The sequence below is a fragment of the Mycetocola sp. Y444 genome (assembly GCF_059445295.1).
On the sequence record NZ_JCAIUB010000003.1, the window covers coordinates 635,989 to 648,437 of the forward strand.

At 66.5% G+C, this 12,449-nt stretch carries 10 protein-coding genes; 8 read left to right on the top strand and 2 right to left on the bottom strand.

The annotated features are described in order from the left end of the window. Nucleotides 1-58 precede the first annotated feature (58 nt). A complete protein-coding gene (locus AC1C2M_RS14545) occupies nucleotides 59-2,704 on the top strand; it encodes a glycoside hydrolase family 2 protein (protein WP_495437288.1) in 2,646 nt (881 codons plus the stop codon). A gap of 100 nt (nucleotides 2,705-2,804) precedes the next feature. On the opposite strand, the gene AC1C2M_RS14550 is transcribed toward AC1C2M_RS14545, so the two are convergent. Both AC1C2M_RS14550 and AC1C2M_RS14555 read right to left on the bottom strand, forming a co-directional pair. Continuing rightward, on the bottom strand, nucleotides 2,805-3,497 hold the full coding sequence (locus AC1C2M_RS14550) for a LuxR C-terminal-related transcriptional regulator (RefSeq protein WP_495437290.1): 693 nt from the start codon (nucleotides 3,495-3,497) through the stop codon (nucleotides 2,805-2,807). Further along, nucleotides 3,484-4,701, bottom strand: a complete 1,218-nt coding sequence (locus AC1C2M_RS14555) for an ATP-binding protein (protein ID WP_495437292.1) — start codon at nucleotides 4,699-4,701, stop codon at nucleotides 3,484-3,486. The genes AC1C2M_RS14550 and AC1C2M_RS14555 overlap by 14 nt, the downstream gene beginning before the upstream one ends. Before the next feature lie 114 nt (nucleotides 4,702-4,815). Between AC1C2M_RS14555 and AC1C2M_RS14560 the strand changes: the two genes are divergently transcribed. The 7 genes from AC1C2M_RS14560 to AC1C2M_RS14590 all read left to right on the top strand — a co-directional run bounded on the left by AC1C2M_RS14560 (nucleotide 4,816) and on the right by AC1C2M_RS14590 (nucleotide 12,383). After that, nucleotides 4,816-6,351 carry a PspC domain-containing protein gene (locus AC1C2M_RS14560; protein ID WP_495437294.1) on the top strand — a complete coding sequence of 512 codons (1,536 nt, stop codon included), beginning with the start codon at nucleotides 4,816-4,818 and terminating at the stop codon, nucleotides 6,349-6,351. Further along, the gene (locus AC1C2M_RS14565; RefSeq protein ID WP_495437295.1) at nucleotides 6,348-6,692 is read left to right on the top strand and encodes a hypothetical protein; all 345 of its coding nucleotides are present in this window, start codon (nucleotides 6,348-6,350) and stop codon (nucleotides 6,690-6,692) included. Before AC1C2M_RS14560 ends, AC1C2M_RS14565 begins: the two co-directional genes overlap by 4 nt. A 323-nt stretch (nucleotides 6,693-7,015) precedes the next feature. Beyond that, complete coding sequence (dnaK, locus tag AC1C2M_RS14570) at nucleotides 7,016-8,881, top strand: molecular chaperone DnaK (protein WP_495437297.1); 1,866 nt, start codon at nucleotides 7,016-7,018, stop codon at nucleotides 8,879-8,881. A 2-nt stretch (nucleotides 8,882-8,883) separates the two neighbouring features. Beyond that, a complete protein-coding gene (locus AC1C2M_RS14575; RefSeq protein ID WP_483406126.1) occupies nucleotides 8,884-9,537 on the top strand; it encodes a nucleotide exchange factor GrpE in 654 nt (217 codons plus the stop codon). A 5-nt stretch (nucleotides 9,538-9,542) separates the two neighbouring features. Further along, a complete protein-coding gene (locus tag AC1C2M_RS14580; protein ID WP_483406125.1) occupies nucleotides 9,543-10,532 on the top strand; it encodes a DnaJ C-terminal domain-containing protein in 990 nt (329 codons plus the stop codon). A gap of 3 nt (nucleotides 10,533-10,535) precedes the next feature. After that, a complete protein-coding gene (locus AC1C2M_RS14585) occupies nucleotides 10,536-10,949 on the top strand; it encodes a heat shock protein transcriptional repressor HspR (RefSeq protein WP_483406124.1) in 414 nt (137 codons plus the stop codon). Nucleotides 10,950-10,988: 39 nt separating this feature from the next. Beyond that, nucleotides 10,989-12,383, top strand: coding sequence for a DUF2062 domain-containing protein (locus tag AC1C2M_RS14590; RefSeq protein WP_495437299.1), 1,395 nt, complete (start codon nucleotides 10,989-10,991; stop codon nucleotides 12,381-12,383). Nucleotides 12,384-12,449 lie beyond the last annotated feature (66 nt).

Genomic DNA, 12,449 nt, shown 5'->3' on the forward strand with positions numbered 1-12,449 from the left:
TCCCGTTTTCGGGGCGGGCCACGGCTCTGATCCACTCATTATCAAGAAGGATGGGCACATGAGCCTGCACCCTCGCGAACGACTCTCCCTCGACGGCCGATGGGAGCTCGTACTCCTCGACGGCGACGACGCTGGCGGGCGGCTCGAGGCCGTGACCGTGCCCGGCGCGTGGACCGCTCAGCTGGCCGGACACGGGGACTCGCACGAGAGCGTCCGGTACCGGCGCACGTTCGACTGGACGCCAGGCACCGGGGCTGTGCACCTCGTGTTCAACGGAGTGAACCACTCCGCCGAGGTCAGGCTCAACGGAACCGTGGTCGGAACCCACGTCGGCGCCTGGGAAGCCTTCTCCTTCGACGTGAGCGACGTTGTGACCGCCGGGACGAACTCACTCGATGTGGTTGTTGCCTATCCGCCGCGCGCTGACACCGACACTGAGCCCGGCTACCTCGAGATCCCGCACGGCAAACAGTCCTGGTACGGCACCTCGGCGGGCATCTGGCAGTCGGTCTTCATCGAGTCGAGGCCGCTGCACCACATCGCCGAGATCGAGGTACGGGCGGATGCCCCGACGGGCACCATCGATGTTCGCGCCATTGCCTCGCTCCCCGGGGCGCGGGCCGAGGTGACGGTCAGCCGTGGCGACGAGGTCGTCGCTCGAGCCGACCTGGAAGAACAGGACGGCCAGTACAACGGGACTGTCACAGTGCCGGATGTGCAGCTGTGGGGCATCGACCAGCCCACGCTCTACACGGTGACGCTCAGGCTGGAGGCGACAGACGGCACAGCCGATGTCGTCTCGCGGAACACGGGTTTCCGCACGATCGAGGCACGCGACGGTGCGTTCTTCCTCAACGGCCACGAGCTCGAGGTACGTGCGGTTCTCGACCAGGACTACCACCCCTCTTCGGCACCGATCCCCGAGAGCACCGAGGAGTGGGAAGAGCTGCTGCACGAGACTCGTGCGCTCGGCTTCAACATGCTCCGCGTGCACATCAAGCGTCCCGATCCGCGTTACTACGAGATCGCCGACCGGATGGGAATGCTGGTCTGGACCGAACTTCCGAGCTGGATGGTCTGGACCCAAAGCGGCGCAGACGAGGGACTCGCGATGCTCGAGCGGTTCATCGCCGCAGACCAGCATCACCCGAGCATCGTGATGTGGACGATCATCAACGAGTCCTGGGGGCTCGACATGACGAGCGGACGCCAGCGGCGCTGGCTCGCCGACGCGTTCCACCGGATCAAGGCTGTTGCTCGCGGCTCGCTCGTCGTCGACAACTCCGCGTGCTTCCCCAACTTCCACATGGTTTCGGATGTCGATGATTATCACGTCTACCGTGGCATCCCCGAGTCGCGTCGGGAATGGGACGAGAAGATCGAGGAGTTCGCCGCCCGTCCCGACTGGACGTACTCCGCGTACGGCGACGCGGAACGCTCCGGAACCGAGCCCCTCATGCTCTCCGAGTTCGGAAACTGGGCGCTGCCGGTCGTGCGCGACCAGTACACCGACGGGGCGGAACCGTGGTGGTTCGGCCTCGGCGCCAACTGGGCCTACGGCGCTGCAGAAGGCACCCGCCTGATGGAACGATTCGGTGAACTCGGTCTCGACCGCGTCTTCGGCACGTGGGAGGGCCTCGTCGCCCAGCTGCACCACGCGCAACTCGTGGCGAACCGCTACCAGACCACATCCATCCGGATGCAGCCGAGCATCAGCGGATACGTGCTGACGCAGCTGAGCGATGTGCAGTGGGAGGCCAACGGGCTGTTCGACATGAACCGCACGCCGAAGGCGGGTACCGCGGCTTTTGCCCTCGCCAACGGCGACCGGGCAATCGCCCTCCGGCCGGACGCATACAGCGCCGTCACCGGTGACAGTCTGGCGCTGAGCATCACGACGGTGCCCGCTCGCACCGGATCGGCATCTTCTCCTGTTGCGGGTACCGTCCGGGTGTTGCTCGATGGCGTCGAGATCTCCACGATCCCGGACGACGCCGAGCGCTGGACGACCGCGCGCGTGTCAGTGCCCGTGCCGGGCGAGCCCGGCCAGTACGAGCTCGCCGCAGAACTTGTCGTGAACGGTGAGGTGGCTGCTCGCGACGCCGCCGACCTCGTGGTCGTCGCACCCGTCGGTGCGGATGCCGGGGGCGCGGTTGTTGCCGCAGACAGCGGCATCGCCGACTGGGCACGGTCCATCGGGCTTGGCTGCGATGCCGAGCTGAAACCGGATTCACTCCTGGTCACGACCGTTTTCGACGCCGCTGCCCGCGCACACGCCAGTGACGGCGGCCGCGTGCTCGTGCTGGTCGAAGAGCCGGGTGCCCTCGACGGGGCATTCGACCTGCTCACCGCCGGTCGGGTCGGCCCGCGCTCTGGTGACGGCGACTGGGTGCCGCGCAGCGAATGGCTTGACCGCTCGGGTCCGTTCGCAAACGTGCCTGGAAGTACTCTCCTCGGCATCGCATTCGAGGATCTGCTCGGCGAGCACGTGCTCACCGGCATTCCGAACGCCATCCGTTCCGCCAGGGTCTACTCGGGGATCTTCTCCGGCTGGTTGCGCGGAGCTGCGACGACGACAGCCACCGTGCGCTGGAGTGAGGGCAGCGTGACACTCACGACGCTGCGCTTGCGGCACGCGCAGCCCATATCGCCTGTCGCGGCGACCCTCGCGCGAGCGGTCGTCGATGCCGCGCGGCTCGGCTAGATCTGCCCACTCCGGGTAAACCGCCAGGCGGTGGATGCAGCACGATCGCATCCGCCGCCGGGGGACGGGGTGCACGTAGAGACGTTCGTACGTGCGGGGCTCAGAGCAGCTTGCGGGCAAGCGCCCATGCGGTGAGCTCGTGCCGCGACGACAGCTGCAACTTCCGCAGCACACTGGAGACGTGGGTTTCCACGGTCTTCACCGAGATGAAGAGGGATGCCGCTACCTCCTTATACGAGTAGCCCCTCGCGATCAGGCGCATCACCTCCTGCTCTCGCGCAGAGAGGCGATCGAGCTCATCCGAGGCCTCCGCGATTTCTCCCGCGACCGCGCCGAACGCGTCAAGGACGAACCCGGCGAGCCGGGGCGAGAACACGGCATCTCCGTCGCGAACGCGCCGCGCGGCATCCGACACGTCAGCACCCGATGCGCTCTTTGTGATGTAACCGCGGGCCCCCGCCCTGATGACCGTCACGACATCATCGGCGGCATCGGAGACGCTGAGCGCGAGGAACCGTGTGTTCGGGGCCTGCGGCGCTGCCCGCCGGATGACCTCGGCACCCCCACCCCCCGTACCGCCGGGGAGGTGAACGTCGAGCAGAACGACCTGCGGCTGGGTCGCGAGAACGAGGTCGATGGCGTCCTCGACCGTCGCCGCTTCGCCCAGGACCCGGATGCTGTCGGCGAGGTCGGCACGAAGACCGGAGCGGAAGATCGAATGGTCATCGACGATGACCACGGTGAGGTCCGGGCCGCTCGAGGCCTCGGGGTGGTTCGATTCAGCTGTCGGCATGGTCGGCTCCAGTGGTCAGGGGCAGAAGAAGGCGGACCTCGGTGCCCGTGCCGCCCGGTCCGGTTGTCAGCTCGGCTGTGCCGCCGATGCGTTGCATGCGACCGAGGATCGATTCGCGGATCCCCATCCTGTCGAAGGAGATCTCGTCGAGGTTCAGCCCCGGCCCGCGGTCGGTGATTGTGACCTCGATGGCGGTCGGCGACGACTCCAGGTAGACGGACACGGTGCCACCCGCGTGCCGTGCCGCGTTGAGCATCGCCTCGCGAGCGGCGCCGAGGAGCGCGTCAGGGACAGAGGTCTGGCTTTGGCCGACGGCGACGACCTCGATGAGGGCGGCATAATCCTGCTCGATCACCCCGGCGATTCGGCGGAGTTCATCGGCGAACTCGACCGAGGATCCGGGGGAGCCGGCGAACAGCCAGTCCCTCAGCTCACGCTCCTGCGCTCGCGCGAGCCGGGATGCTTCACTCGCCGGCCCGGCCTTCTGCTGGATGAGCGCAAGGGTCTGCAGCACGGAGTCGTGGAGGTGCGCCGCGATCTCCGCCCGGTCGGCCTCGCGCACGCGCGCTGCCCGCTCGTCGGCGAGGTCACGGGTGAGTCGGACCAGCCAGGGCGCGACCACGATCGCGACTCCGAACAGCACAGCGATCGCGGCGACGAACACGGTCCAGACGTTGGGCTCGTCGCCGGTGAGGAAGAACAGGAGGATTCCGACCGCGACGAGAATGAGCGCCCCGAGCGCCCGGACGAGCAGCGCCGATGACGAGGAGGACCGCTGGCGCCTGAGATCGTCGAACTGGCGCCAGGCCAGTCCGGCTCCGCCAAGCACGACGATGGCCGGGATGACAAAGGAGAGCGGAACATCGACGCCGAGTCGGGAGGCGACGAGAGCCGCGGCAGCGGCGAGCAGCGCGAGGCCGAGCAGCACCTCGGTGACCGGTGCCCGTCGTTCCGGCGGTGACGACGGGTCGTCTTCGTCGTGGGGTTTGGTGAGCGCGCGCTTCACCGGGTCGGCGGTCTCGATCGCGACCGGTGTCGTCGCCCACAACCAGGCGTAGAGGAGCATCCCCGCTCCGCCGCACAGGGCGAGTATCACCGCAGACGTCCGCACGAGGGGGAGGGGCAGACCGGTGTGCTCGGCAAAACCAGCGCACACCCCGCCAACGAGTCGGACGCGGGGGCGGGTCATCAGCGCTGCGTCCATGCTGCAATCCAAGCACCCCTGATCCTCACCGAGGGACCGAAATCCGAAATCTCAGGGTCCGATCCGGGGGATCCCTCATGGCAGCGGCGTGCCGGTGAGCGCCACACTCGGAGTATGAATGAAGCACCGTCAACACCAGACGCCCCACCGGCACCGGACAGCCACACGCCGCCTGTGCCACAGGTCACCTTCTTCGACTGGATCCGGGGAACGGGTATTGGTCGTTCAGACGACGCCTGGCTCGGCGGAGTCGCCGGTGGCATCGCCCGGCACACCGGCCTTGACCCGCTGATCGTGCGCGGCGTCATCCTCGTCGTCGCCCTGCTCGGTGGCCCCGCACTGTTCCTTTACGCGATCGCGTGGGCGTTGCTGCCCGACAGCTCTGGCCGCATATACGCCGAACGGGCCCTCAAGGGGATTTTCGACCCGGCCATGATTGCCATCATCATTCTTGTCACCCTTGCCTTTCTCCCCTTCATGCAGGGCATCTGGTGGCGGGGTGCCCCCGACGCGTGGAATATGCCCGGGTGGCTCGAGTCGACGCTCAGCACGGGCTGGACACTCGCCCTCATCGCCGGGCTCATCTGGCTCACCGTCGTCATCGCACGGCGGGTGCCGTCCGCACGAGCACAGGCCCCCGGCCAGCCCGAGCCCCGCTCGCACGCCGATTTCTGGACCAGCCCGGTGCAGGCAGCACCGAACCAGGCGCAGGCACCTCACGAGCGTCCGTCGACCGGCGTCGGCACTGATTCGACACCGGATGCCGGGGCGGGCGCGCAATACGGGTTCGGTCCTGCTCCCGCAGCCACCCCGGCCGGCGCTGAGCCCTGGTTCGCAACGGCTGAAGCAGCTCACTCCGCCCCAGACCAGGGAACCCGGGTGTACGGCGCGGTCTGGAACCCGCCGCAGCGGCCAGGCGCGGCCGAGCGGGATGCCGAGCGCAGGCGTCGCGCGGCCATTCACGCTGAGCAACGGCGTGAGCACGAGGAGCGCTACCGTTCCCGCCAGCCCGGAGCCGCCTTCGTCTCGATCTCGCTCGGTCTGGCGGTGCTCACTGGCGTTTTCGTCGCCATTGCCCTCGGGTACACCACGATGTCAGACACCGCGGTGGTGATCGGCACAGGATCCGCACTCGGAGTGCTGGCGCTCGCCACCGTCATTGCCGGCATCCGCGGTCGTGAGAGTGGCTGGCTCGGCTTCTTTGCCGTCGTCGCGGTTCTCGCACTGCTCTTCGTGGGAGTGTTCCCGCGCGGAACAGCGCTCTCCGTCTTCGGCAACACGACCTGGCAGGTGACCGATGCTCCGTCAGAATCCACGTCGGGATTCGCCATGGCGGCTGGATCGCCGACGCTTGATCTCTCGGCGCTGGATGATCGCGGTGCTCAGACCGGCGGGACCGTTGACCTGTGGCTTGCAGCGGGAACCGTCGACCTGATTCTCCCGCAGGACGTCCCCGTCATCCTCGAGGTCGCCGGCGGTGTCGCCGGTATCAGCGACGTCGATAACGGTGAGCGGCGGGAGAGGGGAGCGGCGCTGTACCGGCAGGTGCTTCGCTTCGGTAACACCTCGGAGGGTGACACCACGACGGTCCGGATCTGGATCGGTGCGGGAAGCGTCGACCTTGAGAACAACGCGAGGAGTGCACGATGAACGGCAACGGCAATCTCACAGCCGGGGCAGCCGGCTCGGCAACCGACCCGGCAACCAACCCGTCAACCGACCCGTCAACCGACGCCACCGGTGCCCTGTTCTCTGGACTCGAGGATCGCACGGGTGACCGGGCGGCATCCCGTGATTCTGAACGGCGGCACGCTCGATTCGGCACCATCCTGTGGGGCGTGATCCTGCTCGTCTTCGCCGCTTTCATGGTGACCAACGCGCTCGTTCCCTTCAGCCTGGATGCGGGCACCTGGCTGATCGTGGCTCTCGTCGCCGGGGGAGTTGTCCTCGTCATCGCGGGGATCGCTGCGGCGCTTCGGCGCACCGACTGAGGACTCCCGGATGCCGGCTTCGGGCGGTGCAGGGGCGCACCAGAGGCACGCCAGAGGCGGCCATTTCGATGGTCGCCTCTGGCGTGTCATCCGGTCGTCGTGTACACCCGAGGTTGGGCGGTTCCGGTTGTCAATCGCGCCCGGAAACTTGAGTCGACCTGGCTCAAGATTTGCCGACAAAAGTTGACAGCCGTCGGCGGTTCGGTAAACTTGAGTCATCGGCGCTCAACTATGAGCGACCATCACACACTTCGAATTGCGGGCCAACATACCCGGCCAACATCGAATCAGACCGTTCGCGGTCTCAAAGGAGAAATAGACACATGGCACGTGCAGTAGGAATCGACCTCGGAACCACCAACTCTTGTGTGGCCGTACTTGAAGGTGGCGAGCCCACCGTCATCGCAAATGCTGAGGGGCTCCGCACCACCCCGTCTGTGGTTGCATACACGAAGGACGGCGAGGTCCTCGTCGGTGAAACCGCGAAGCGCCAGGCAGTCACCAACGTCGACCGCACCATCGCGTCGGTCAAGCGCCACATGGGAACCGACTGGACCTTCGCCGTAGACGCGAAGAAGTACACGCCCCAGGAGATCTCGGCGCGCATCCTCGCCAAGCTCAAGCGCGACGCTGAGCAGTACCTCGGTGACACGGTGACGGATGCCGTCATCACGGTCCCCGCATACTTCAACGACGCTGAGCGTCAGGCCACGAAGGAAGCCGGTGAGATCGCCGGACTCAACGTCCTCCGCATCATCAACGAGCCCACCGCCGCAGCGCTCGCGTACGGCCTCGACAAGGGCAAGGAAGACGAGCTCATCCTCGTCTTCGACCTCGGTGGAGGAACGTTCGACGTCTCCCTGCTCGAAGTGGGCAAGGACGACGACTTCTCGACCATCCAGGTTCGCGCGACCGCCGGTGACAACCGCCTCGGTGGGGACGACTGGGACCAGCGCATCGTTGAGTACCTCATCAAGCGCTTCAAGGAGACCACAGGCGTCGACGTCTCGAACGACAAGATCGCCAAGCAGCGTCTCAAGGAAGCCGCAGAGCAGGCCAAGAAGGAACTGTCGTCGAGCATGTCGACGTCGATCCAGCTGCCGTACCTCTCCCTCACGGAGAACGGCCCGGTCAACCTCGACGAGACCCTGACCCGCGCGCAGTTCGAGCAGATGACCTCTGACCTCCTCGACCGCACCAAGAAGCCCTTCCAGGACGTCATCCGTGAGGCCGGCATCAAGGTGGGCGACATCGCCCACGTCGTACTCGTCGGTGGATCGACCCGCATGCCCGCCGTTTCGGCACTCGTCAAGCAGGAGACCGGCGGCAAGGAGCCCAACAAGGGCGTCAACCCGGATGAGGTCGTCGCTGTCGGCGCCGCACTCCAGGCCGGTGTGCTGAAGGGTGAGCGCAAGGACGTTCTACTCATCGACGTCACCCCGCTGTCTCTCGGTATCGAGACCAAGGGCGGCATCATGACCAAGCTCATCGAGCGCAACACGGCCATCCCGACGAAGCGAAGCGAAACCTTCACGACGGCAGACGACAACCAGCCGTCCGTTGCGATCCAGGTGTTCCAGGGTGAGCGCGAGTTCACCCGCGACAACAAGAACCTCGGAACCTTCGAGCTGACCGGTATCGCTCCGGCGCCGCGCGGAGTCCCGCAGGTTGAGGTCACCTTCGACATCGACGCCAACGGCATCGTGCACGTGTCCGCCAAGGACAAGGGCACGGGCAAGGAGCAGTCGATGACCATCACCGGTGGATCGTCCCTCGCTAAGGAAGACATCGAGCGCATGGTCCGCGAGGCGGAAGAGCACGCTGCTGAGGACAAGGCCCGCCGTGAGTCGGCCGAGACCCGCAACACCGCAGAGCAGCTCGCCTACTCGATCGAGAAGCTCATCAAGGAAAACGACGACAAGCTGCCCGAAGACGTCAAGAGCGAGGTGCAGGGCGACGTTGACGCACTCAAGTCAGCGCTCGCTGGCGACGACGACGCAGCCGTGAAGACCGCCTTCGATAAGCTCAACGAAAGCCAGACGAAGCTCGGCGAGGCCATCTACGCCCAGTCCCAGCAGGCCGACGCAGCAGCGGGAGCAGCGGGAACCGAGCAGCCGGCTGAGACAGCATCCGATGAGGATGTTGTTGACGCTGAAGTAGTCGACGACGAGGAAAGCGACAAGAAATAACAATGACTGACACGAACCCGACTCCAGAAAACGGTGACGAGGTTCAGCCAGTGAACGAAGGGTCGGAAGCTACGGCTTCCGGCCCTCGGTCGCAGGTGGACCCCGAAGTATCCGAGACCGACGTCCCCGAGGCCGAACTGCCCGAAGATGGCGACCACGAGCTGACCGTTCAGGACATCCTCGACGCGGTCCAGACCGAGGACGCCGAGAACGAGGCGGCGCGTGCTGCAGACGCAGACCCCGAGCACGAGCACCTGGTCGACCTCAAGCGGCTGAGCGCCGAGTACGCCAACTACCGCAAGCGCACGGAGGCGAACCGCGAGGTTGACCGTGAGCGGATGACCGGTGACGTCGTCAAATCCCTCCTTCCCGTGCTCGACGACCTCGACCGTGCCGAGAAGCACGGCGACCTCGAGGGCGATACCCCGTTCACGGCGATCGCCGCGAAGCTCCGCACGAGCGTCACCAAACTGGGCCTTGTCCCGTTTGGCGCGAAGGGTGAACCGTTCGACCACAACATCCACGAGGCGATTTTCCAGCAGCCGAGCCCCGACGTTGAGATCGCAACAATTCTCGATGTCGTTGAGACGGGCTACATGGTCGGCTCGACCCTCCTCCGCGCGGCGAAGGTCGTCGTCGCTGTTCCCGCCGAGTAGGAACGATGGCAAGTCAGGATTGGTTCGACAAGGACTTCTACAAGGTTCTTGGCGTGAAGAAGGATGTCACGCCGGCTGAACTGAAGAAGACCTACCGCAAGCTTGCGCGGAAATACCATCCGGACTCGAACGCGGGCGACCCGAAGGCCGAAGCAAAGTTCAAGGAGCTCAGCGAGGCCTACTCGGTCCTCAACGACCCGGAACAGCGCAAGGAGTACGACGCGGTTCGCGCCATGGGATCCGGTGCACGGTTCACCGCTCCCGGTGGCGGCGGACAGGCCGGCGGTTTTGACGATGTCTTCGGCGGCATGTTCGGTGGGGGTGCTCGTGGCACGAGCACCAGCTACCAGCAGGCGGACTTCGAGGACATCCTCGGTGGCGTCTTCGGCCGGGGCGGTGGCTTCGGCCAGCCCTCCGGTGGCTACCGTGGGTTCGGTGGCCCGACGCCGGGACGTGACGTCACGGCATCCACCACTATCGACTTCCTCACCGCGGTCAAGGGTGACACCATCACCCTGCAGACCGCGGAGGGGCGGACGATCAAGGTCAAGATCCCCGCGGGTGTCGCCGACGGGCAGAAGATCAAGCTGCGCGGAAAGGGCCACCAGTCTCCGGACGGAGGGCCAGCGGGTGACCTCGTGCTGTCGGTATCCGTGCGCAAGCACCCGGTGTTCGAGCGCGACGGACTCAACCTGCGCGTCAACGTCCCCGTGACGTTCGTCGAGGCAACGCTCGGCGCGACGATCGAGGTGCCGACACTCGGCGGGGAACCCGTGCGGCTGCGAGTCGCACCGGGAACGCCGTCCGGTCGTGTGCTCCGGGTCAAGGGCAGGGGCGTCGCTACCTCGAAGGGCACCGGCGACCTGCTCGCGGTTGTCCAGGTAGCCGTGCCGTCGCACCTGAGCGCTGAGGCACGCGAGGCCCTCGAGCGATTCCACGAGGTGGAACCCCGAGAAAACCCTCGCGAAGACCTGATCGCACGCGCGAGGGGATAGAGCGTGGACGAGAATTCGCCGATCTTCGCGATCGCGATAGCGGCCGAGCTGGCCGGACTGCACCCGCAGACACTGCGGCAGTACGACCGGCTCGGCCTCGTCTCGCCAACCCGAACGGCCGGCAAGTCCCGCCGGTACTCGATGAGGGATGTCGTGCAGTTGCGCGAGGTCGCCAAACTGAGTGCCGAGGGCGTCAGCCTCGAGGGCATCGGCCGCATTCTCGCCCTCGAGAACGAGGTCGCTTCGCTGTCATCGCGTGTTCGCGAGCTTGAACACGCGCTCGCTGATGAGATGCTCAAATCACCCGGCCGGCGGGTCTTCGCCGCCGGTTCGCAGGGCGACGTCGTGCCGCTCAAGAGCGGCACGAGGGCACAGCGCCGGACCGAGCTCGTCGTCTGGAGACCGTTCCAGCGTTAGTCCCTTTCGGCCCGGGAGGTCCCGGTCTATGCTGACCGCATGAGCGAGCAGAAGCCGCCGGCGGGCAGGAAAAGCAAACCACGCGCTGAAGCCAAGACACCGCCACCGACGGGCTCGAACGCCGCCGGTGGCCCACCACCAGGATCGCCCCAGGCGCCACCTCCCGGAAGCCCGCCCCCTCCTCCTCCCGATGCGAGTCAGGCGCCGGCTCACCAGATGCCGGGCCAGCAGATAAGCGGCCAGCAGGTGCCGGGCCAGCAGGCCGGAACCTCGCCCACGATCAACCAGGGTCAGCCCCAGTCCGGTTACCCGCAGCAGCATGCGGGTTACCCGTCGCAGCAGCACGCCGGTTACCCCCAGGCCGGTTACCCCCAGCAGGCTGGCTCCCCCCAGCAGGGTGGATACCCGCCACAACCGGGTGGTTATCCGCAGCAACAGGGCGGTTATCCGCCCCAGCAGGGTGGTCAACCCTACCCGCCGGGCTACCCGCCGCAGCCGGGGTACCCGCCTCGTCCGGGTGGTCCCCAGCCGCCGAGAAACTATGTTCCCCGCGCTGCCGGTCCGGTCACCCCGCCGCGGCCGCCGCTTGCTCCTCGCCAGCGCCGCGGGGCCATGATCGCCGGTGCCGTCGGGTTTACGCTGATGACTCTCGGCTTCACCATGATCGCCATCCCGCTCGTCATCGCTCTGCTCGGCGCCTTCCTCGGCACGATTATCGGCTGGGCCGCCCGAAACGATCCCGATGACTTCTCTCCCAACGGAGGACCACAGCCCCAGGAGATCGAGAGCTTCATCGGAGAGGCATGGTCGACCCTGCTTCCGTGGCTCATCGGTGCCCTGATACTCGGCATCATCATCTGGCTCCTCGGCTACTTCTCCAGCCTGTGGATCCTGCGCAGCCACTCGGTCAACAGACCGGTTGCCGTGACCTGGAGCGGACTCGGAATCGCCGTCGTCGGGAACTTCTTCCTCAGCGCGCTCAGCTCGCCGATCACCGGTCTCTTCAATGTGTGGGACCCGGACTTCAACGATCCTGACGACTTCCGCAACTTCGGAGACCCGGGCCAGATGCAGTGGATGGACAGCGTCAACTTTGCACCGACAGCGCTCGGTCTTGCCCTGCTCTTCCTGCTCATCAGTCTCGTCGTGAATGCGGCTATCGGTCTGCTCAGCTGGTGGTGGATGGCTCACGTCTTCAGGGAACAGGCGCCAGCAGACCACCGGGTGTCCGCCGGTGGTGAGCACGGCGTCGGTGCGAACACCCCAGTCGGCACCACACACGGAGGTACCCCGAACGCCGGAACGACGCACGCCGGACAGGCACCGGGGGCACAGGCACCGGGAGTATCGAACCCGGGGACGCCGACCCCGGCTGAACCGGCTCGAGGGCGCACAGATCCGTCCGACGGGGAACCGAAGAACCGCCAGGGCTGACCGCAGACCGAGCTCGCCCGGTCCGGGGATGCCGGACCGGGGCGAACCAGGCGAATCGGTGTGAGC